The 22,242-nt window shown below is 60.0% G+C and carries 21 protein-coding genes; 1 reads left to right on the top strand and 20 read right to left on the bottom strand.

Features of this window, described 5'->3' with window-relative positions; genetic code table 11:
- Positions 1-69 precede the first annotated feature (69 nt).
- The 12 genes from ybgE to sdhC form a co-directional block, all read right to left on the bottom strand.
- Entirely contained in the window at positions 70-363 is a 294-nt protein-coding gene (ybgE, locus tag HA46_RS16055) for a cyd operon protein YbgE (RefSeq protein WP_084885366.1), read from the bottom strand.
- Entirely contained in the window at positions 363-476 is a 114-nt protein-coding gene (gene cydX / locus HA46_RS16050; protein WP_084885364.1) for a cytochrome bd-I oxidase subunit CydX, read from the bottom strand. The genes ybgE and cydX overlap by 1 nt, the downstream gene beginning before the upstream one ends.
- A gap of 15 nt (positions 477-491) precedes the next feature.
- The gene (gene cydB, locus HA46_RS16045) at positions 492-1,631 is read right to left on the bottom strand and encodes a cytochrome d ubiquinol oxidase subunit II (protein ID WP_084885362.1); all 1,140 of its coding nucleotides are present in this window, start codon (positions 1,629-1,631) and stop codon (positions 492-494) included.
- An 11-nt stretch (positions 1,632-1,642) separates the two neighbouring features.
- Complete coding sequence (cydA, locus tag HA46_RS16040; RefSeq protein ID WP_084885360.1) at positions 1,643-3,214, bottom strand: cytochrome ubiquinol oxidase subunit I; 1,572 nt, start codon at positions 3,212-3,214, stop codon at positions 1,643-1,645.
- Positions 3,215-3,811: 597 nt separating this feature from the next.
- A complete protein-coding gene (gene sucD, locus HA46_RS16035; protein WP_033751698.1) occupies positions 3,812-4,687 on the bottom strand; it encodes a succinate--CoA ligase subunit alpha in 876 nt (291 codons plus the stop codon).
- Entirely contained in the window at positions 4,687-5,853 is a 1,167-nt protein-coding gene (gene sucC, locus HA46_RS16030; RefSeq protein WP_033788974.1) for an ADP-forming succinate--CoA ligase subunit beta, read from the bottom strand. Before sucC ends, sucD begins: the two co-directional genes overlap by 1 nt.
- 73 nt (positions 5,854-5,926) lie before the next feature.
- Positions 5,927-7,147 (bottom strand): 2-oxoglutarate dehydrogenase complex dihydrolipoyllysine-residue succinyltransferase, encoded by a 1,221-nt coding sequence (gene odhB, locus HA46_RS16025; RefSeq protein WP_033788973.1) that lies wholly within the window; start codon positions 7,145-7,147, stop codon positions 5,927-5,929.
- Positions 7,148-7,163: 16 nt separating this feature from the next.
- Complete coding sequence (gene sucA, locus HA46_RS16020) at positions 7,164-9,971, bottom strand: 2-oxoglutarate dehydrogenase E1 component (RefSeq protein ID WP_033788971.1); 2,808 nt, start codon at positions 9,969-9,971, stop codon at positions 7,164-7,166.
- A gap of 203 nt (positions 9,972-10,174) precedes the next feature.
- Complete coding sequence (locus HA46_RS16015) at positions 10,175-10,891, bottom strand: succinate dehydrogenase iron-sulfur subunit (protein ID WP_084885358.1); 717 nt, start codon at positions 10,889-10,891, stop codon at positions 10,175-10,177.
- 14 nt (positions 10,892-10,905) lie between these two features.
- Positions 10,906-12,672, bottom strand: coding sequence for a succinate dehydrogenase flavoprotein subunit (sdhA, locus tag HA46_RS16010; RefSeq protein ID WP_084885356.1), 1,767 nt, complete (start codon positions 12,670-12,672; stop codon positions 10,906-10,908).
- A complete protein-coding gene (sdhD, locus tag HA46_RS16005) occupies positions 12,673-13,020 on the bottom strand; it encodes a succinate dehydrogenase membrane anchor subunit (RefSeq protein ID WP_033788967.1) in 348 nt (115 codons plus the stop codon).
- Positions 13,014-13,403 (bottom strand): succinate dehydrogenase cytochrome b556 subunit, encoded by a 390-nt coding sequence (gene sdhC / locus HA46_RS16000; protein WP_033751718.1) that lies wholly within the window; start codon positions 13,401-13,403, stop codon positions 13,014-13,016. The genes sdhD and sdhC overlap by 7 nt, the downstream gene beginning before the upstream one ends.
- Before the next feature lie 633 nt (positions 13,404-14,036).
- Here sdhC and HA46_RS15995 point away from each other — a divergent pair.
- Positions 14,037-15,320: a citrate synthase gene (locus tag HA46_RS15995; RefSeq protein ID WP_033788966.1), complete on the top strand. Its 1,284-nt coding sequence runs from the start codon at positions 14,037-14,039 to the stop codon at positions 15,318-15,320.
- A 473-nt stretch (positions 15,321-15,793) separates the two neighbouring features.
- Here the strand turns inward: HA46_RS15995 and nei are convergent, their stop codons facing one another.
- From nei to HA46_RS15950, 8 genes are all read right to left on the bottom strand, one after another.
- Positions 15,794-16,582, bottom strand: a complete 789-nt coding sequence (nei, locus tag HA46_RS15985; protein WP_033788965.1) for an endonuclease VIII — start codon at positions 16,580-16,582, stop codon at positions 15,794-15,796.
- Positions 16,583-16,592: 10 nt separating this feature from the next.
- Positions 16,593-17,240, bottom strand: a complete 648-nt coding sequence (gene pcp, locus HA46_RS15980) for a pyroglutamyl-peptidase I (protein ID WP_084885351.1) — start codon at positions 17,238-17,240, stop codon at positions 16,593-16,595.
- Between the two features lie 7 nt (positions 17,241-17,247).
- Entirely contained in the window at positions 17,248-18,264 is a 1,017-nt protein-coding gene (locus HA46_RS15975; protein WP_033788963.1) for a DUF979 domain-containing protein, read from the bottom strand.
- The gene (locus tag HA46_RS15970; protein WP_033788961.1) at positions 18,264-18,992 is read right to left on the bottom strand and encodes a DUF969 domain-containing protein; all 729 of its coding nucleotides are present in this window, start codon (positions 18,990-18,992) and stop codon (positions 18,264-18,266) included. The genes HA46_RS15975 and HA46_RS15970 overlap by 1 nt, the downstream gene beginning before the upstream one ends.
- A 55-nt stretch (positions 18,993-19,047) precedes the next feature.
- On the bottom strand, positions 19,048-19,785 hold the full coding sequence (pxpA, locus tag HA46_RS15965; protein ID WP_084885348.1) for a 5-oxoprolinase subunit PxpA: 738 nt from the start codon (positions 19,783-19,785) through the stop codon (positions 19,048-19,050).
- Positions 19,775-20,707, bottom strand: a complete 933-nt coding sequence (gene pxpC / locus HA46_RS15960; RefSeq protein ID WP_084885346.1) for a 5-oxoprolinase subunit PxpC — start codon at positions 20,705-20,707, stop codon at positions 19,775-19,777. Before pxpC ends, pxpA begins: the two co-directional genes overlap by 11 nt.
- Complete coding sequence (gene pxpB / locus HA46_RS15955) at positions 20,701-21,357, bottom strand: 5-oxoprolinase subunit PxpB (protein ID WP_033788956.1); 657 nt, start codon at positions 21,355-21,357, stop codon at positions 20,701-20,703. The genes pxpC and pxpB overlap by 7 nt, the downstream gene beginning before the upstream one ends.
- A 136-nt stretch (positions 21,358-21,493) precedes the next feature.
- The gene (locus HA46_RS15950; protein WP_084885343.1) at positions 21,494-22,237 is read right to left on the bottom strand and encodes a type 2 GTP cyclohydrolase I; all 744 of its coding nucleotides are present in this window, start codon (positions 22,235-22,237) and stop codon (positions 21,494-21,496) included.
- Between the last annotated feature and the right edge of the window lie 5 nt (positions 22,238-22,242).

Raw genomic sequence — 22,242 nt, 5'->3', positions numbered from 1 at the left:
GAAGGATTTTCAGTAGATTTCTTGACCTGCCGCTGACAATACCCCACGACCAACGGCGGATATTTCGCATCAGCGCCAGAACCAGTAAAGCGCGAACAGCAGTACGATCAGGGCCACCAGCGGCGAGAAGAGCGCCTGCCAGCGCGTCCTGCGCGGATGAAAGCCTACGCCATGGATAACGCCGGCGCATACCGCCCAGATAACCAGGATGCCCTGCCAGACCGAGAGTGTGCTGGTGTGCGCGGCGTAGCGCGAGGGATCCCAGAACAGGCAGCCCGCGATAATCAGCGCCAGGATGAGCGAAAGGGCCCGCAAAGGCCCTTTGTTCATCAGACGGTATGACGTCCGAATCAGTTTGCGCATCAGGCGCGCTTGTCCTGCGCAGCGCTGTCTTCAACGTGTTCAAGCGCCAGCGCGGTGATGATGCCGAAAGCGCAGGCCAGCAGGGTGCCGAGAATCCAGGCAAAATACCACATGCGTCGTCTCCTTAATCAGTAGAGAGAGTGCGTATTGCGCTCAATATGTTCTTTAGTGATCCGCCCGAACATCTTGTAGTAGCACCAGCTGGTGTAGGCCAGGATAATCGGGACGAAGATAATGGCGGCGAAGGTCATCACCGTCAGCGTGCGCTGGCTCGAGGTGGCATCCCACATCGTCAGGCTCATGCCGGGTTCGATGCTCGACGGCATAATAAAAGGAAACAGCGCGATGCCGGCGGTCATAATAACGCACGCCAGCGTCAGCGATGAGCTGACGAACGCCCAGCCGCCCTTCTCGCAGCGCGAGAAAATGACCGTCAGCAGCGGCAGCACCACGCCGAGCAGCGGAAAGAGCCACAGCGCCGGCATATGGTTAAAGTTCGCCAGCCAGGCGCCCGCCTCGCGCACCACGGTTTTGCCCAGCGGGTTCGACGCGGCGTGGTGATCGATGGCGCTGGTAATAACGTAGCCGTCGATGCCATATTTCACCCAGACGCCCGCCAGCGCGAAGCAGACCATCATCACCAGCGCCGCCACCTGCGCCACCGCCCGCGAACGCAGATGCAGCTCGCCTGCGGTGCGCATTTGCAGATAAGTCGCGCCCTGCGTCAGGATCATCGCGACGCTGATCGCGCCCGCCAGCAGCCCGAACGGATTGAGCAGCTGGAAGAAGTTGCCGGTGTAGTCGAGGCGCAAAAATTCATCCGCGCGGAACGGCACGCCCTGCAGCAGATTGCCGAACGCGACGCCAATCACCAGCGGCGGCACGAAGCTGCCGATAAAGACGCCCCAGTCCCACATGCCTCGCCAGCGCATATCTTCAATTTTAGAACGATAATCGAATCCTACCGGACGAAAAAAGAGCGACGCCAGCACCAGAATCATCGCCACATAGAAGCCGGAGAAGGCGGCGGCATAAACCATCGGCCAGGCGGCGAACAGCGCCCCGCCTGCGGTGATCAGCCAGACCTGGTTGCCGTCCCAGTGCGGCGCGATGCTGTTGATCATAATGCGGCGTTCGGTGTCGTTGCGCCCCATCAGTCGCGTCAGCATGCCGACGCCCATATCAAAGCCGTCCGCTACGGCGAAGCCCACCAGCAGAATGCCGATCAGCAGCCACCAGACAAAGCGCAGAACTTCATAATCAAACATGGTTGCTCTCCTTAACCGCGAACCGGCTCAGCCGCCGCCGCGACCTGCTCATGGTGATAGCGTCCGGTTTTCAGGCTACTCGGCCCGAGGCGCGCGAATTTAAACATCAGATACATCTCCGCCACGAGGAACAGCGTATAGAGACCGCAGATCAGCAGCATGGAGAAGAGCAGATCGCCCACGGTGAGCGACGAGTTGGCCACCGAGGTCGGCAGCACTTCGCCGATCGCCCACGGCTGGCGTCCATATTCGGCGACGAACCAGCCCGCCTCGACTGCGATCCACGGCAGCGGTATGCCGTAGAGCGCCGCCTTAAGCAGCCAGCGATGCTTGCCGACGCGATTGCGGATCACGCTCCAGAACGAGAAGGTGATAATGACCAGCAGCAGCACGCCCGCCAGCACCATAATGCGGAAGGCGAAATAGAGCGGCGCCACGCGCGGAATAGAGTCTTTCACCGCCTGCCTGATTTGCGCCTCGGTGGCATCCGCCACGTTCGGGGTATAGCGTTTCAGCAGCAGGCCGTAGCCCAGATCCTGTTTGCTCCGGTCGAAGGCCTCGCGCACCGCCGGATCTGCGCTGCCGCTGCGCAACTGATTCAGCAGCGCGTAGGCTTTCATGCCGTTGCGGATGCGCACCTCATGCTGCGCCATCAGATCTTTCAGGCCGGTGACCGGCGTATCGACAGAGCGCGTGGCGATCAGGCCAAGCAGGCCGGGGATCTGCACCGCCGCGGCGTTTTCCTGCTTACCCTGATCCGGCAGGCCGAACAGCGTAAAGGCCGCCGGCGCGGGCTGGGTATCCCATTCAGCTTCGATAGCGGCCAGCTTGGTTTTCTGCACGTCGCCCATTTCGTAACCCGATTCGTCGCCCAGTACGATAACCGACAGCACCGCCGCCATGCCGAAGCTGGCGGCGATGGCGAACGAGCGTTTCGCAAAGGCGACGTCGCGTCCCTTAAGCAGATACCAGGCGCTGATGCCGAGAATAAACATGGCGCCGGTGGTATAACCCGCTGCCACGGTATGCACGAACTTCACCTGCGCCACCGGATTGAGCACCAGTTCAGAGAAGCTCAGCATCTCCATTCGCATGGTTTCGTAGTTGAACGCGGAGGCGATGGGATTCTGCATCCAGCCGTTCGCCACCAGGATCCAGAGCGCCGACAGGTTAGAACCCAGCGCCACCAGCCAGGTAACCGCCAGATGCTGCTTTTTGCTCAGGCGATCCCAGCCGAAGAAAAAGAGACCGACGAAGGTGGATTCCAGGAAGAACGCCATCAGCCCTTCGATGGCGAGCGGCGCACCGAAGATGTCGCCGACGTAGTGAGAGTAATAAGACCAGTTGGTTCCGAACTGAAACTCCATGGTCAGACCGGTGGCCACGCCCAGCGCAAAGTTAATCCCGAATAACTTGCCCCAGAATTTGGTCATATCTTTATAGATTTGTTTGCCGCTCAGGACGTAAACCGTTTCCATGATCGCCAGCAAAAACGCCATACCGAGCGTAAGCGGGACAAACAGGAAATGGTACATCGCCGTTAAGGCAAACTGTAAACGCGACAGCTCGACGATATCTAGCATAATGACTCCTTGCTCCTCGCATGACCTTACTCTGCGAATAACAACGGCGAATAACTGGCATTGACGCAGAGAATAAGATTCAGGAACGACTGTTATTAATTCCAGCTTTTTGTTACCGACGGATCAGACGCATCCGCGGCCCGACGTGAGCGAGTAACAGTGGTGAAATTTCCCCGAAAAGCACCATTCAGTTGATTTCAGGCAGGCGAGAGAGAAAAGCCGGCAGCATTGATTTGGCGCGGCCTGGCGCAATCTCCTGGATGTTATTGGAAACGACTGAATTGATGCAGCGCAATTAAAACCGGTTGGCTTACGCTTTGCCAGCAGTAAAATTTGTTAAATATCGCGAACTATTGATCTGGATTAACGCTTTTATTTTCCAGATATGTAGCCTTAAGAATATTGTTAATTAGTTGTCACTGAGAAATGGCGTAATTAAGAAAAGCATTACCTTTAACTTTACTTTTTAACTTCCCGCCTGAAAAAGAACCCACCGCTTACTCCCCGCGCCCGGATAAGAATTTTCAGCGCCCTGCTCTTTCTACAGGCAAAAAAAAGCCACCCCGAAGGGTGGCCTGATAGCGAATGCGTGCGCGCTTATTTAGCCGGCAGCACCGCTTTCACCGCGTCGCCGATATCCGCGAGGCTGCGCACGGTTTTCACGCCTGCCGCTTCCAGCGCGGCAAACTTTTCGTCCGCCGTGCCTTTGCCGCCTGCGATGATGGCGCCCGCATGGCCCATACGCTTGCCTTTCGGCGCGGTAACGCCCGCGATATAGCCGACAACCGGTTTGGTGACGTGCTCTTTAATGAACGCCGCCGCCTCTTCTTCCGCGCTGCCGCCGATTTCGCCGATCATGACGATCGCTTCGGTCTGCGGGTCATCCTGGAACATTTTCAGGATGTCGATGAAGTTGGAGCCCGGGATCGGGTCGCCGCCGATGCCGACGCAGGTCGACTGGCCGTAGCCGATGTCCGTGGTCTGTTTCACCGCTTCATAGGTCAGGGTGCCGGAGCGCGACACGATGCCGACGCGGCCCGGCTGATGGATGTGGCCCGGCATGATGCCGATTTTGCATTCGCCTGGGGTGATCACGCCCGGACAGTTCGGGCCGATCATGCGCACGCCCGCTTCGTCCAGCTTCACTTTAATCGTCAGCATATCCAGCGTCGGGATGCCTTCGGTGATGGTGATGATCAGCTTGATGCCCGCATCGATCGCTTCCAAAATGCCGTCTTTGCAGAACGGCGCCGGAACGTAGATCACGGTCGCCGTCGCGCCGGTGGCTTCTACCGCTTCGCGCACGGTGTTGAACACCGGCAGGCCGAGATGGGTGGTGCCGCCTTTGCCCGGCGTCACGCCGCCAACCAGCTGCGTGCCGTAAGCCAGCGCCTGCTCAGAGTGGAACGTACCCTGACCGCCAGTAAAACCCTGGCAAATCACTTTAGTGTTTTTGTCGATCAGAATAGACATTATTTCCCCTCCGCAGCCGCAACGACGCGCTGTGCCGCGTCTGTCAGGCTGGTTGCTGCAATGATGTTCAGTCCGCTGTCCGCCAGTTTCTGTGCGCCCAGCTCAGCGTTGTTTCCTTCCAGACGCACCACGACCGGCACGTTGACGCCGACTTCCGCCACCGCGCCGATGATGCCGTCGGCGATCAGGTCGCAGCGCACGATGCCGCCGAAGATGTTAACGAATACCGCTTTTACCGCGTCGTCAGAAAGGATGATTTTAAAGGCTTCGGTAACGCGCTCTTTGGTCGCGCCGCCGCCCACGTCGAGGAAGTTAGCCGGCTGGCCGCCGTGGTGCTTAACGATGTCCATGGTGCCCATCGCCAGACCTGCGCCGTTGACCATACAGCCGATGTTGCCTTCCAGCGCAACGTAGTTCAGCTCCCACTGCGTGGCGTGCGCTTCGCGCGGGTCTTCCTGGCTCGGATCGCGCATTTCGCGCAGCTCCGGCTGACGGAACAGCGCGTTGCCGTCCACGCCCAGCTTGCCGTCGAGGCAGACCAGATCGCCCTGTTTGGTGATGACCAGCGGGTTGATCTCAACCAGCGCCAGGTCGCGCTCCAGAAACAGCGTCGCCAGGCCCATAAAGATTTTCGTGAACTGGCTGACCTGTTTGCCGGTCAGGCCAAGTTTGAACGCCAGCTCGCGGCCCTGATAAGGCTGCGGGCCGGTCAGCGGATCGAGCGCCATTTTGTGGATCAGGTGCGGGGTCTCTTCCGCCACTTTCTCAATCTCGACGCCGCCTTCGGTCGAGGCCATAAAGACCACGCGACGGGTCGCACGGTCAACCACCGCGCCCAGATAGAGTTCCTGATCGATGTCGGTCGCCGCTTCAACCAGAATCTGGTTTACCGGCTGGCCGTCGGCGTCAGTTTGATAGGTCACCAGGCGTTTGCCCAGCCAGTGCTCAGCGAAAGCGCGAATCTCTTCTTTGCTGTTAACCACTTTCACGCCGCCCGCTTTACCGCGTCCGCCGGCATGAACCTGACATTTCACTACCCACGGGCCAGAACCAATTTTAGAGGCCGCTTCTTCCGCTTCGCGTGGCGTAGTGCAGGCGTAGCCGGTGGGTGCCGGCATACCATACCGTGCAAACAGCTGTTTCGCCTGGTATTCGTGTAAGTTCATGATGTTCTATCCATTCAGGTCTGAAAAGAGTAATAAGGTTGGGCGCGCGTTTGGTCGGCGCGCCCGGCAAAAATCAGACGTCCAGCAGCAGACGCGCCGGATCTTCCAGCAGCTCTTTTATCGCCACCAGATAGCTGACCGATTCACGGCCATCGATCAAGCGGTGATCGTAGGAGAGCGCCAGATACATCATCGGCAGCACCACGACCTGACCATTGACCGCCATCGGACGATCTTTGATGGCGTGCATGCCCAGGATGGCGCTCTGCGGCGGGTTGATGATCGGCGTCGACATCAGCGAGCCGAAAACGCCGCCGTTGGTGATGGTGAAGTTGCCGCCGGTCAGCTCGTCGACCGTCAGCTTGCCGTCACGGCCTTTCACCGCCAGCTCTTTGATTTTCTTCTCGATGTCCGCCATGCTCAGCGCGTCGACATCTTTCAGCACCGGCGTCACCAGGCCGCGCGGCGTGGAGACAGCGATGCTGACGTCGAAGTAGTTGTGATACACCACATCTTCGCCGTCGATTGAGGCGTTTACCTCCGGGAAACGCTTCAGCGCTTCCACAACGGCCTTGAGGTAGAAGGACATAAAGCCCAGACGCACGCCGTGACGCTTCTCGAAGGAATCGCCGTACTGCTTGCGCAGATCCATGATCGGCTTCATGTTCACTTCGTTGAAGGTGGTCAGCATGGCGGTGCTGTTCTTCGCTTCCAGCAGACGCTCGGCCACGCGCTTGCGCAGACGGGTCATCGGCACGCGTTTTTCGCTGCGGTTGGCGACGGCTGGCTGCGGTGCAGCTTCAGCGGCGGCCGGCGCGGCTTTGGCCGCGGCAGGTTTGTTCGCCAGATGCTTTTCCACATCTTCGCGCGTAATACGACCGCCGACGCCGCTGCCTTTAATCTGCGTCGCGTCGAGATCGTGTTCGGCGATCAGGCGACGAATGGCCGGGCTCAGCGCATCGTTGCTCTCTTCTTCCAGCGACGCGGTCTGGCGCTGCGCCGGCGTGGATTCGTTGGCCTCGGCTTTGGCGCTGGTCTCTTTGCCGGCGCTGTTGCCCTCTTTCAGGCGACCCAGAATCTGACGCGACGTGACGGTCGCGCCTTCATCTTCCAGCACGGCTTCAAGCACGCCGTCAGCCTGGGCCGGCACTTCCAGTACCACTTTGTCTGTTTCGATCTCTACCAGCACTTCGTCGCGGCTTACCGCATCGCCTGGTTTTTTGTGCCAGGTTGCCACGGTGGCATCGGCAACGGATTCAGGCAGGTCGGGAACGAGAATATCTACGCTACTCATTATCTTTCCTTTTAAATTAACCAAGGTTCAGCGCGTCATTAACCAGGTCTTGCTGCTGTTGTTGATGTACGGACATATAGCCCACGGCCGGCGAAGCAGAGGCCGGACGGCCCGCATAGCGCAGCGAAGCGCCAAACGGAACCACTTCGCGGAAGTGATGCTGGCTACAATACCATGCGCCCTGATTCAGCGGCTCTTCCTGACACCAGACGAAATCCTGCACATGGGCATAATCTTTTAACGCTTCCTGCACCGCTTTATGCGGGAACGGATAGAGCTGCTCAATGCGTACGATGGCGACATCGGTCTGCTCGTTTTTGCGGCGCTGCTCAAGCAGATCGTAGTAGACCTTGCCGGAGCAGAGCACCACGCGTTTCACCTGCTGCGGATCGAGCGCGTCGATTTCGCCGATGGCGGGCTGGAAGCTGCCGTTAGCCAGCTCGTCCAGCGACGAGATTGCCAGCGGATGACGCAGCAGCGATTTCGGCGACATGACGATCAGCGGACGGCGCATACCGCGCAGCGCCTGACGACGCAGCATGTGGTAAACCTGCGCCGGCGTGGAGGGCACGCACACCTGCATGTTCTGCTCGGCGCAGAGTTGCAGGTAACGCTCCAGACGCGCGGAAGAGTGTTCCGGGCCCTGGCCTTCGTAGCCGTGCGGCAGCAGCATCACCAGGCCGCACATGCGTCCCCACTTCTGCTCGCCGGAGCTGATGAACTGGTCGATCACCACCTGCGCGCCGTTGGCGAAGTCGCCGAACTGCGCTTCCCAGATGGTCAGGGTGCGCGGCTCTGCGGTGGCGTAGCCATATTCGAACGCCAGCACCGCCTCTTCCGACAGCACGGAATCCCATACCTTGAACTGACCCTGTCCATTATGGATATGGTGCAGCGGCGTGTAGGTCGAGCCGTTCGCCTGGTTATGGATCACCGCATGACGGTGGAAGAAGGTGCCGCGGCCGGAGTCTTCGCCGGAAAGGCGCACCGGAATGCCCTCATCCACCAGCGTGGCGTAGGCCAGATTCTCGGCGCCGCCCCAGTCGAAGGGCTTGTTGCCTTCGGCCATCTCTTTACGGTCGTTGTAGATTTTCGCCACGCGCGCCTGCACTTCGACCGCGTCAGGGATTTGGCTGATGCGGCGCGCCAGCTCCTGCAGACGTTTCGGTTCGACGGTGGCCGGGTAGCTCTCGTCCCACTCATGGTTGAGGTAAGGCGACCAGGTAAAGGAGTGCAGGCTCATGGGGCGCCATTCGGCTACCACGCATTCGCCCGCGTCCAGCGCGTCGCGATAGAGATTGACCATCTCGGTCGCATCTTCCGCGCTGGCGGAGCCTTCCTCCGCCAGGCGATCGGCATAAAGCTTACGCGGCGTCGGATGCTTTTTAATCTTCTGATACATCAGCGGCTGGGTCGCGCTCGGCTCGTCAGCTTCGTTATGGCCGTGACGACGGTAGCAAACCAGATCGATAAAGACGTCGCGCTTGAAGGTATTGCGATAGTCGAGCGCCAGACGCGTGACAAACGCCACCGCTTCCGGATCGTCCGCGTTGACGTGGAAGATCGGCGCCAGCACCATTTTACCGATATCGGTACAGTACGGCGTCGAACGGGCGTCGCGCGGGTTGGAGGTGGTAAAGCCCACCTGGTTGTTGATGACGATGCGCACCGTGCCGCCGACTTCGTAGCCGCGCGCCTGCGACATGTTCAGGGTTTCCTGCACCACGCCCTGCCCGATAACCGCGGCGTCGCCGTGGATGGTGATCGGCAGAACCTGATTGCTGCCCGGCGAATCGAGGCGATCGAGACGCGCGCGCACCGAGCCCATGACGACCGGGCTGACGATCTCCAGATGCGACGGGTTGAACGCCAGCGCCAGATGCACCAGGCCGCCTTCGGTTTCGACGTCGGACGAGAAGCCCATGTGGTACTTCACGTCGCCGGTGCCGAGGTGATCTTTATGCTTGCCGGCGAACTCGTCGAAGAGATCCTGCGGCTTTTTGCCCAGCACGTTGATCAGCACGTTCAGGCGACCGCGGTGCGCCATACCCAGCACCACTTCGCGCGTGCCGCTCTTGCCGGCGTGACGGATCATTTCGCGCAGCATCGGGATCAGCGCGTCGCCGCCCTCAAGCGAGAAGCGTTTCGCGCCCGGGAATTTCGCGCCGAGGTATTTTTCCAGCCCCTCTGCCGCGGTCAGCTCTTTCAGAAAACCTTTTTTCTCTTCGCTGCTAAAAGCGGCGCGGCCCGCCACCGACTCCAGACGCTGCTGGATCCAGCGCTTCTCTTCGGTGTTGTTGATGTGCATGTACTCTGCACCGATTGAGCCGCAATAGGTCTGCTGCAGCGCGTCGAAGAGGTCAGCCAGCTTCATGGTCTCTTTGCCGATGGCGAAAGAGCCTACGTTAAAGCTTTCCTGAAAATCGGCGTCGGTCAGATCGTGAAAAGCGGGATCGAGGTCAGCGACGCGATCCTGCTTCCACAGGCCAAGCGGGTCGAGGTTCGCATGCTGATGGCCGCGAAAACGGAAGGCGTTAATCAGCTGCAGGACTTTAACCTGCTTTGAATTGGCGGCCGGATCGGAGACGGTAGAGGTGTAACGAGATGCATCTTTCGCCAGGCGACGAAAGTATTCGCGCGTGGTGGAGTGAAACTGTTCAGGTTTCACGCCGGTGCCCGGCAGCTGTTGGAACATCGTGCGCCACACTGCATCGACAGAGTCCGGATCGGTCAGGAAATCCTCATAGAGTTGCTCTATGTAAGACTGGTTCGCGCCGGCCAGCCAGGAGGAGTCCAGCCAGGGCTTCATCGCGCTGTTCTGCATTGTGATCCCTTAAGCATTACTATGCTTTTTTGAGGTTTCATTTGTTGCCGCTTTCGCGGTTTGCCGTAGTGAGTTCAGCGATACGAGCCTGTGCGCTCACACGCGCCCTGCCCGTAAGGGAACCTTGCTAAGCGTAGCGTCGCCGCGCTTAGCAAGGCTTCCGTAAAACGCCGGGAACCTGAGGTTCCCGGACGGATACTGTTTTACGCGCCCCGCTGCAGCAGCATCGACTTGATATGGCCGATGGCGCGCGTCGGGTTCAGCCCTTTCGGACACACGCTCACACAGTTCATAATGCTGTGACAGCGGAAAACGCTGAAAGCGTCGTTCAGATTGTCCAGACGCGCTTCAGTTTCGGTGTCGCGGCTGTCGATCAGGAAGCGATACGCGGCCAGCAGGCCAGCAGGCCCGACGAACTTGTCCGGATTCCACCAGAACGACGGACAGGAAGTTGAGCAGCAGGCGCAGAGAATACACTCATACAAACCATCCAGATGCTCGCGCTCGGCAGGCGACTGCAGGTGTTCGCGCGCCGGCGGATTCTCCCCGTTATTCAACAGGTAAGGCTTAATCTTCTCATACTGCGCGTAGAATTGCCCCATATCCACGACCAGGTCGCGAACCACCGGCAGGCCCGGCAGCGGACGAATGACGATCTTCTTCGTGCCGTTGCCCAGCGCCGATACCGGCGTGATGCACGCCAGGCCGTTTTTGCCGTTCATATTGAGGCCGTCGGAGCCGCACACGCCTTCGCGGCAGGAGCGACGAAACGCCAGCGTCTGATCTTTCTCTTTCAGCCGGATGAGCGCGTCCAGCAGCATCATGTCGCGGCCGTCTTCCGATTCCAGCGTGTAATCCTGCATGCGCGGCGCGGCGTCGACTTCAGGATTGTAGCGATAAATTGAAAACTCGAGTTTCATGATCGTCTCCGCTATTAATAGGTACGCACTTTCGGCGGGAAGGCCGCGCGCAGTTTCGGCTGCATGTTCACCTCGCGGCGCGTCATGCTCTCGGTTTCGGGGACGTAGAGACTGTGGCACAACCAGTTTTCATCATCGCGATCCGGGAAGTCGAATCGACTGTGCGCGCCGCGGCTTTCGGTGCGGAAGTTCGCCGCAACCGCCGTGGCGTAAGCCGTTTCCATCAGGTTATCCAGCTCCAGGCACTCAATACGCTGGGTATTGAAGTCCGGTGAACGGTCATCCAGACGGGCTGATTTCAGACGCTCGCGAATCTGTTTCAGCTCTTCCAGACCCTGCTTCATCGCGTCGCCTTCGCGGAATACTGAGAAGTTGTTCTGCATGCAGCGCTGCAGCGCTTTGCGGATTTCCACCGGGTCTTCGCCGGTCGTGTTGTTTTCCCAGCGGTTGAAGCGCGCCATGGCGGCATCAATCTCCTCCTGCGTGGCGTCGCGCAGCGGGCCCTGCTGTTCGATGCACTCCATCAGATGCACGCCGGCCGCGCGGCCGAACACCACCAGGTCCAGCAGCGAGTTGCCGCCGAGACGGTTGGCGCCGTGCACTGAGACGCAGGCGATTTCGCCGACGGCGAACAGGCCGGGAATCACTTCATCTTCGCCCTGCGCGTTGACGCGCAGCGCCTGGCCGGTCACTTTGGTCGGAATGCCGCCCATCATATAGTGACAGGTCGGGATCACCGGAATCGGCTCTTTGATCGGATCGGCGTGCGCAAAGGTGCGCGACAGCTCGAGGATGCCCGGCAGTCGCGACTCCAGCACTTCGGCGCCCAGGTGATCGAGCTTCAGCTTGATGTGCGGGCCCCACGGGCCGTCGCAGCCGCGGCCTTCGCGGATTTCGATCATCATGGAGCGCGCAACCACGTCGCGGCCCGCCAGATCTTTGGCGTTCGGCGCGTAACGCTCCATAAAGCGCTCGCCGTGTTTGTTAAGCAGGTAGCCGCCTTCGCCGCGGCACCCTTCGGTCACCAGCACGCCTGCGCCGGCGATGCCGGTCGGGTGGAACTGCCACATTTCCATATCCTGCACCGGCACGCCTGCGCGCAGCGCCATGCCGACGCCGTCGCCGGTATTGATATGGGCATTGGTGGTCGACTGATAGATACGGCCGGCGCCGCCGGTCGCCAGAATGGTCGCTTTGGCTTTGAAGTAGACGGTTTCGCCGGTTTCAATGCAGATCGCCGTACAGCCGACGATGGCGCCGTCCTGATTTTTTACCAGATCGAGCGCATACCATTCGGAGAAGATGGTGGTTTTGTTTTTCAGGTTCTGCTGATAAAGCGTATGCAGCAGCGCGTGACCGGTACGGTCCGCCGCCGCCGCGGTGCGTGCCGCCTGCTCGCCGCCGAAGTTTTTCGACTGGCCGCCGAACGGACGCTGATAAACGCGGCCATCTTCCAGACGGGAGAACGGCAGGCCCATATGTTCCAGTTCCAGAATCGCTTCCGGGCCGGTTTTACACATATATTCGATCGCGTCCTGGTCGCCGATATAGTCGGACCCTTTGACGGTGTCGTACATATGCCATTCCCAGTTGTCTTCATGGGTGTTGCCGAGCGCGACGGTGATGCCGCCCTGCGCAGACACGGTGTGGGAACGGGTCGGGAAAACTTTCGACAGCAGGGCGCAGCTCTGGCCCGACTGGGAGATTTGCAGTGCGGCGCGCATTCCCGCGCCGCCTGCGCCGATCACCACGGCATCAAATTCTCTGACTGGCAAATTCATTTACACACCCCACACCACAACAGTTCCATAAATTGCATACGACAACAGCGCGATCACAATCGCAAACTGCAGAATCAGACGCACAGCCAGACCTTTTACGTAGTCGGTCAGCACTTGCCACATGCCGATCCAGCCGTGGATCAGAATCGAGAACAGCGTCAGCAGAGTGAACACCTTGGTGAATGACGAGGCGAAGAAGCCGCGCCAGACATCATAGGTCAGCGTGTCGGTCAGGGCGATAAAGCCCACAATGTAGAGAATGTAGAGCGTAATGAGGATTGCCGAAGCGCGCAGCAGCAGCCAGTCCTGAATGCCGCTGCGGCCTAACGCGGATGCATTGCTTACCATACGAGAACTCCTGCCAGGATTGAAAGCACGACAGTAATGCCAAAGGTGACCCAGGCGGATTGGCGGCCGATAGCCAGCGTCTCAGCGAGGTAACCAAAGTCCATCAACATATGACGAATCCCGCCCACCGTGTGGAATGCCAGCGCGGTAAGGATGCCCCACAGAATAAACTTCACGAAGAAGCTATCCATAATGGCGGCAGCGTGCTGGAAACCTTCCGGGGAAGAGAGAGAAGTGCCCAGCAACCAGAGCAGGATACCGAGAGCCACAAAGGTTATGACGCCGGAAACGCGGTGGAGAATGGACGATATTGCAGTAACGGGAAACCGGATCGTCGAGAGATCCAAGTTGACAGGTCTTTGTTTTTTCACGGTTTTGCCCACACAGCTCTTTTTTATTTTGCTTCCTCCGGTCCCTGAGGCGGAGTCGAATCACAGGTGTGTTCAGACTTTAACCGTCACCAAATCAGCAACATCCAGTGTTAATTGACGCGGTAGAAACGCTGGGTGGCTCCTGGTGTCAGGGGGTTTCCGGAGACCTGGCGGCAGTATAGGACGATCACATTCTTATTACAATTACCCTACAATCTCTTTGGGTACATTTGCGTGAAACAGTGATCAGACTCACGAATTTCACATTTAATACAAATTTAATTATCTGATTTGACAAAAGTTCAACAATTCAGTTACAAACTAGGGCATCAAACCCCAGTGATGCACAAAAGTTATGGGGATACACTTTCCCCTAAGCACAAGTTATGTAACATTCTGGTCATGAGCACCCTAAAACAACAGGTTGTTGATTACCAGAAAGTTATGTCCAGACCGGATCTTTAACAACCGCGATATGCAGAATTTCATGACTGCCACGTTCCCTGCCGGAACACGCCTCTCACTCTGTACCCTGCACCCGCGTTGTTACCGCAGAGTGTTATTGTGAAGTTAATGGCGACCGCAACATGACCGCTTTTCAGGTGTCTAAGATCCATACTTACATAAGGCGCTATGGAGACGAAAATGACAGATAAAAAAGTGACGCTAACCCTACAAGATGACACGGCTCTTGAGCTGGACGTGCTGCAAGGCACACTTGGGCAGGATGTGGTTGATGTCCGCGCCCTGGGCTCCAGCGGCCTTTTCACCTTTGACCCGGGTTTCACCTCTACAGCGTCCTGCGAATCCAAAATCACCTTTATCGACGGCGATGAAGGCATTCTGCTGCATCGCGGCTTCCCTATCGATCAGTTGGCGACCCACTCTAACTATCTGGAAGTGTGCTATATCCTGCTGAACGGCGAAGCGCCTACGCAGAAGCAGTTTGAAGAGTTCCGCGAGACCGTAACCCGTCATACCATGATCCACGAGCAGATTACCCGTCTGTTCCACGGCTTCCGTCGCGACTCCCACCCAATGGCGGTGATGTGCGGCGTGACCGGCGCGCTGGCTGCCTTCTATCACGATTCGCTGGATGTGAACAACGAGCGTCACCGTGAAATCGCCGCGTTCCGTCTGCTGTCGAAGATGCCGACCATGGCGGCGATGTGTTACAAATATTCTATCGGTCAGCCTTTCGTTTATCCGCGCAACGATCTCTCCTACGCCGGCAACTTCCTGCATATGATGTTCGCCACCCCTTGCGAAGAGTACAAGGTAAACCCGGTGCTGGAGCGCGCGATGGACCGTATTCTGATCCTGCACGCCGACCATGAGCAGAACGCCTCTACTTCTACCGTGCGCACCGCAGGCTCGTCCGGCGCCAACCCGTTCGCCTGTATCGCCGCGGGCATCGCCTCGCTGTGGGGACCGGCGCACGGCGGCGCAAACGAAGCCACCCTGCGTATGCTGGAAGAGATCAGCACCGTTGAGCATATTCCGGAGTTTGTGCGCCGCGCGAAAGACAAAAACGACTCTTTCCGCCTGATGGGCTTCGGTCACCGCGTTTACAAAAACTACGACCCGCGCGCCACCGTGATGCGCGAGACCTGTCACGAAGTGTTGAACGAGCTGGGCATGAAGGATGACCTGCTGGAAGTAGCGATGGAGCTAGAGCATATCGCGCTGAACGATCCCTACTTTATCGAGCGTAAGCTCTATCCGAACGTCGATTTCTACTCCGGCATTATTCTGAAAGCGATGGGTATTCCGTCTTCGATGTTTACCGTGATCTTCGCCATGGCGCGTACCGTCGGCTGGATCGCCCACTGGAAAGAGATGCATGACGAAGGCATGAAAATTGCGCGTCCGCGTCAGCTCTATACCGGCTATACCGAGCGTGAGTTTAACTCTGCGCTGAAGAAATAACCGCAGCGGTCTCTGCTTCAGGCCGCACAGAAGCCTGCAGAGCGGGTAACATAGACCGAGGAGCAGAGCGTCCCACGCCAGGGATGGCGTGGGACGAGCGCGCAGGGATGCGTAAAGCGACGTTGCGATCGGGCTAGGTTACCCGTGTCGGCTCGATATATCAGACTGTGAGCGGAGAGAAATCTCCGCTTTTTTTATAGATGCTGAAACACATCGTCTGAAGGACAGGTGCCGGTCGCGGGTAACCGGACCCGATCGCAAAGACGCAACAAACGGCATCCATGCCAGCTCGGCGCGCACGATAACGCACCTCATCCCTGAGGTGCGCCCGTAAACGGGCCAACGCGTTGCGTTGTTCAAAAACGCTCCCGGCGTTTTTGTCCCTGGTGCGCGACGCTTTGCTCCTCGGGTCCGGTTACCCACTCCTTAAGCTTTTAATCCGCCTGTAAGGATAAATTGCGCGCACTTTTATCTTAGTGCTGGCAGCCCGGACACCAGTAAAACGGCCGCGACGACAGCGTTCCCTTCTGAATAACCTCGCCGCAGCGACGGCACTTCTTGCCCTGCCGATGAAATACCTCAAAGCGAAACGCCGCGCCGTGGTGGTACTTCTTCATGGTGCCGCGCATGCGATAAGAGTGACGCGGGATCGCCAGCAGCGCCTCGCTGAGCACGTCAAGCTGCTCATCGGTCAAATCCTGCGCGCGATGCTGCGCCAGCAGACCCGCCTGCCAGAGGATTTCGACGCGCAGATAGTTGCCTAATCCAGCCAGAAACGCCTGATCGAGCAGCAGCCCGCTGAACTGACGGCGGCGAAAGCGCGGCGACAGCAGCCGCTCGCGCACCGTCGCCACGTCAAGCTGCGCATCGAGCACGTCGGGACCCACGCGATTTAAAAACGGATGCGCGGCCAGCGACTCGGCGTTCAACAGTTCGATATCGGAGGCGCTGTAGAGCAAAATGGCGCGATCGGCGACCGCCAGCCGCACGCGCAGCTGACGTTTGGTTTCCGGCACCGTACCGCTCTCCACTACGCGCCAGACGCCGTACAGCTGATTATGGCTGTAGAGCGTCAGGCCGTTGGAAAAGTGCGTCAGCAGCGCTTTGCCGCGCGTCTCGATGGCGTTGACCTGCTCGCCCAGCAGCGCGGGCTCGTAGGTTTTGAGTTCAGGAAAGGCAAACCAGACTTCCGTCAACGGCTTGCCGACAATGGCTTCTTCAAGCTGATCCGCCGCGCGGCGGATCTCCGGTCCTTCTGGCATATTCGTCCTCTTAGTGCGTGGCGCCGCCGCCGACTTTCAGGTCCGTTTCCGTCTCCAGCGAGACGCGGATCGCAATCTCCAGCGCCTGCATCACGTGATCGCGCGCCATGCTCGGCGCGCCGGGGTGCTGCGCCGCCTGCTCCGGCAGATAGGGAATATGCACGAAGCCGCCGCGCACGCGGTTGCCCTGCGTGTGCAGCCGGTGCAGCAGACCGTACATCACGCGATTGCAGGTAAAAGTGCCGGCGGTTTGCGACACCGACGCAGGGATCCCGGCCGCGCGCACCGCGGCGACAATCGCCTTAATCGGCAGCGTGGAGAAATAGCCCGCCGGGCCGTCCGTCACGATCGGCTCATCCACCGGCTGCTGCCCCGCGTTATCGGCGATGCGCGCGTCGTCAACGTTAATGCCGATGCGCTCGACGGTGATATCGCTGCGCCCGCCCGCCTGGCCGACCGAGAGAATCAAATCGGGCTCGACTTCATCCATGGCGGCATAGAGCACGCCAAGCACGTCGCTAAAGACCACCGGCAGCTGACGCGCCACAATGCGCGCGCCGCCGATCGCTTTGCCTTCCAGCGCGCGCACCGCTTCCCAGGAGGGATTGATCGTTTCGCCGCCGAAGGGCTCGAACGCCGTCACTAATACCGTCTTCATACTGACCTCACCGGAACATCAGGAAATAGAGCAGAAACACGTTAACGATTAACAGTAGCACACCGGTCGGCACCTGAGCCTTGATCACCGCGTTGCGATCCGGCAGTTCCAGCAGCGCGGCGGGCACAATATTGAAGTTGGCCGCCATGGGCGTCATCAGCGTGCCGCAGTAGCCCGAGAACATGCCGATCGCCGCCATCACGGCGGGATCGCCATGATGCTGCAGCACCAGAATCGGAATGCCGACGCCGGCGGTAATAATCGGGAACGCGGCGAAGGCGTTGCCCATCACCATGGTCAGCAGCGCCATGCCGACGGCGTAGACCGTGACGGCGACAAAGCGGTTATCGACCGCCAGATAATTCTCCGTGAGATGGGAAATGGCGCTGCCGACGCCGGCGCTGGTGAACAGCAGGCCAAGCGTGGCGAGAATTTGCGGCAGGATAAAGGCCCAGCCGATGGCATCCAGCAGGCGACGCGTCTCCTGCATCGACTGCACCGGCTTCTCGTGCGTCATCTTCAGCGCAATCAGCCAGCCAAGCAGACAGCCGATCATCATGGAGAAGAGGGTCACCAGCGTCGCATGATTGCCAGCCCCGAATACCGCTTCCTGCAGGCCGGGAATATGGTTAAAGGCGAGCACGCCGATGACCGTCACCACCGGAATCGCCAGCGCGGGCAGGAAAAGCCGGTTGCCGAGGCGGCGGGCGCTGACCTGTTTCTCCTCGTCGCTGCGCTGATGGTAGCGTCCGAGGCGCACGCCGCCGCAGCCGGCGATCAGCGCCATCGCCACCACCAGCACGCCGACGCCGATATGCAGATAGCGCGTGCCCAACTCCGCGGTGCCGAAGAGCGTGCTCATCAGCTGCGTGGTCCAGTCGCCGACCAGAAAAATCAGGCCGTAGAGCGCCCAGAACAGACCGGTGGTGAAGCGGCGCGGATTATGCGCATCGCGCCAGGAAAGAACGGCGACCACCAGCAGAATCAGGCCGGCCAGCCACATCAGATACTGTTGTTGAAACATTAGCGACCTCCTTTCGCTTTCAGCGCTTCGCCGTTGAGCGCCTGCAGTTCGCGCGCCAGCCGACGATCGAGCCGCACCAGGCGCGCCGAGTGGATAAGAAAGGCTGCGACGGCGGTAGGGATGCCCCAGACGGCGATATGCAGCGGCTCGGTCTGAATATTGGCCGACTCCAGCATAAAGTTGTGCATAAAGATGATCGCGCCGAAGGCGACAAAAATATCTTCGCCGAAGAAAAGCCCGACGTTATCCGTCGCCGCCGACATGGCGCGCAGACGATGCCGCACCTCCGGCGATACTTCGCCATAGCGGTTTTCGGTCGCGCCTTCCGCCATCGGGGCCAGCAGCGGACGCACCATCTGCGGATGACCGCCAAGGCTGGTCAGGCCGAGCGCCGCCGTCACCTCGCGCACGAAGAGATAGACGATCAGCAGACGCCCGGCGGTGGCGGTTTTGATCTGCGCGATCCAGGTCTGCGCGCGCTCTTTCAGGCCGTGTCGCTCCAGCAGGCCGATGACTGCCAGCGGCAGCAGCAGGATCAGCGGCAGATTGCGCGTATTGAGAAAGCCCGCGCCCAGTTTTTCCAGAATATCGCCCAGCGGCATCAGCGCGGCAAAGCCGGTGACGAAGCCGGCGACAATCACCACCAGCACCGGATTGAAGCGCAGCAAAAAGCCGACGACGATTGCCGCAATGCCCAGAAGCGGCCAGAGGTTTATCACGTTATCCATGTTTACCCTTATGTTAAAAAAGCCCGGCGGTGAGGCCGGGCAAAAAAATGAAAATTCACGTGCTGGCGACGGCAATCTGCTCGGCGGCGAAGAGGTCGCGCAGGCGCTCTGCAAACAGCAGCGCATGCGCGCCGTCGCCGTGCAGGCAAACGGTCTGCGCGTTAACGGCGACCCACTCGCCGCTGACGCTTTTTACCCTTCCCTCTTTCACCATGGTCAGCGTCTGCTGCATAGCGCGCGCCTCTTCTTCAATCATCGCGCCCGGCTGGCTGCGCGGCACCAGCGCGCCGCTGCTGAGGTAGCCGCGATCGGCGAACACCTCTTCGCGCGTGCGCAGCCCGTGGCGCGCGGCGGCGCGTATCGACTCGCTGCCCGCCAGCCCGACCAGGATCAGATCCGCGTCGATCGCCTTGACGGCGCGCGCGATGGCGTCCGCCAGCGGCGCCTCGACGGCGGCCTGGTTATAGAGCATGCCGTGCGGCTTAACGTGCGCCAGCCGCTCGCCTTCGCTCTCCGCCAGGCTTTTCAGCGCGCCGATCTGATAGATCATCTGCGCGTAGACCGTTTCCGGCGGCAGCTGCATGGCGGTGCGGCCGAAGTTCTCGCGATCCGGGAAGCTGGGATGCGCGCCGATCGCTACGCCGAATTCTTTCGCCCAGCGCACCGACTGCAGCATGGTCTGCGCGTCGCCGGCGTGAAAGCCGCAGGCGATATTGGCCGAGCTGACCAGCTGCAGCAGCGCGCGATCGCTGTCGCCGCCTTCGCCGAGATCGGTGTTCAAATCAATTTTCATTAGCAAGTCCCCATGCCATATGCTCCAGCGCGCGCCGCTGATGCATACGGGCCTGCATCGCGACCGGCAGCGAACACTGTATAAAGTGAATCGGCTCGCCCAGACGGATCTGCGCCAGCTGATAGAGATCGGCGTCGATTACGCAGGCGATTCGCGGATAGCCGCCGGTGGTCTGCGCGTCGGCCATCAGCACGATCGGCTGACCGTTCGGCGGCACCTGCACTACGCCGGGCACCAGACCGTGCGACAGCAGCTCGCGCGCGGATTCGCGCTTTAGCTCCGGTCCCTGCAAACGGTAGCCCATGCGGTTGCTCTGCGGACTAAGCATCCAGGGAGTGCGCCAGAAGGCCTGCTGCGCCTCGCGACTGAACTCATGATATTCCGGCCCCGGCAGCGCGCGGATGCGGTTGCCCCACAGCAGCTGGCGGACGCCCGCTTTGCGCGTAAAGTGCTGCGTCGGGTTGCCGAGCGGCAAACGGTCACCGTCTTCCAGCTTGCGCCCTTCCCAGCCCCCGAAGCCCGCTTTCAGATCGGTGCTGACAGAGCCGAGCATCGGCGCGACGTCGAAGCCGCCGTGGATCGCCAGATAGCTGCGCATGCCGTGCAGCGGCATGGAGAGCGTCAGCACCTGCCCTTTTTTCACCGGCAGCCGCCAGCCGGTCCAGACCGGTTTATCGTCCAGCTCGGCATTGCAGGCGGCGCCGGTCAGGGCGAACCAGCCGTCGCGCATAAATTCGGCCTTGAACTGGCCCAGTACGATTTCCAGCACCGCGCTGTCTGGCGCGTTGCCGACCAGCAGGTTGGCGGTGCGCATCGCAGTCAGATCGAGCACTCCGCCGACGCTGATGCCGGATTGCCGCCAGCCGATACGGCCGCTGTCCTGAAGCGTGGTCGCCAGCCCTGCGCGCAGGATCCTCAACATATGCCCTCCTTTTGCGGCACAAAGCGCACGCTGTCGCCGGGACGCAGCAGCGTCGGCGGCTGCTGACGCGGATTAAACAGCGCGACGGGCGTCTGGCCGAGCAGCTGCCAGCCGCCGGGGCTGGCAAGCGGATAGACGCCGGTCTGGCTGCCGCCGATGCCGACGGAACCGGCAGGCACGCTGACGCGCGGCTCCGCGCGGCGCGGCGTATGCAGGCGGCTGTCGAGCCCGCCAAGGTAGGGGAATCCCGGCTGGAAACCGATAAAATAGACCACGTAGTCAGTGCTGCTGTGCAGTTCTACCACCTGTTTCGGCGTCATAGCCGCGTGATCGGCCACCACCTGCAGATCCGGACCGGCAGCCTTGCCGTAAATAACCGGGATTTCGACCAGACGCGACGCGATCTCCAGCTCCTCGCTCTCTTCCCACCAGCGCTGCAGGCGCTCAATAGCATCCAGCGGGCTCTGCTGCGGGTCGCGCAGCAGCAAGGTGATATTGTTCATGCCTGGAATCACTTCCGCCACCTGCTCATACTGTTGCAGGCGCTGCGTTAATCCCCAAATGCGCTGCTGGCTTTGCAGCGATACCGGCGGTTCAAGCTCCAGCACCACCGCCTGTTCGCCAAGCAGATAACATCGTGCTCGTTGCAAATCCCACCTCCACTTTTCCGCTGCGCGACGCGCGCGGCGGCTGACGATTATCAGAAGAAAGCGAATAGTTATGCGAAAGTGTCAGAACGGTGTCAACAGATTTGCGCCCGAAAGCGGGCGCACCGGAGGAGAATAATCAGGCGGGGTTGGGAATATCGATAAAGGTCACGTCCAGACCATGCTCGCTGGCCAGCCACTCGCCCAGCGCTTTGATGCCGCCGCGTTCGGTGGCGTGATGGCCGGCGGCGAAGAAGTGAAGTCCCTGCTCGCGAGCGCTGTGAATCGTCTGCTCGGAGACTTCGCCAGTGATATAGGCATCAACGCCGAACGCGGCGGCGCTATCGATAAACCCCTGGCCGCCGCCGCTGCACCAGGCGACGCGCCGGATCTGCGCTGGAGCGTTGTCGCCGCAGTGCAGCGGCGTGCGGCCCAGTTTTTCTTCGATGCGCTGCGCCAGCGCCTCGCCGCTCAGCGGCGTAGAGAGCTCGCCCCAGAAGACCAGCGGCTGCACCTCGCCTTTCACCTCGATATCCAGCAGCTTTGCCAGCTGGGCGTTATTACCCAGCGTCGGATGGGCGTCGAGCGGCAGATGCCAGCCGTAGAGATTGATATCGTTCGCCAGCAGCGCGCGCAGGCGATTGCGCTTCATGCCTTTGATGACCGCCGGCTCGCTTTTCCAGAAATAACCGTGATGCACCAGAATCGCATCGGCGTTGCGCGCTACGGCTTCATCCACCAGCGCCTGGCTGGCGGTCACGCCGGTGATCAGGGTTTTAACCTCGGTTCGTCCCTCAACCTGCAGGCCGTTCGGCGCGTAGTCGCTGAAGGCGCCGCTGTTGAGCTGCTGGTTGACGATGTTTTCCAGTTCGTAGTGATTCATATCGG

Source organism: Pantoea septica (genome assembly GCF_002095575.1).
GTDB lineage: Bacteria > Pseudomonadota > Gammaproteobacteria > Enterobacterales > Enterobacteriaceae > Pantoea > Pantoea septica.
Note: the sequence above shows the minus strand (reverse complement) of the source record. Positions and strands in the feature narration are given on the sequence as shown.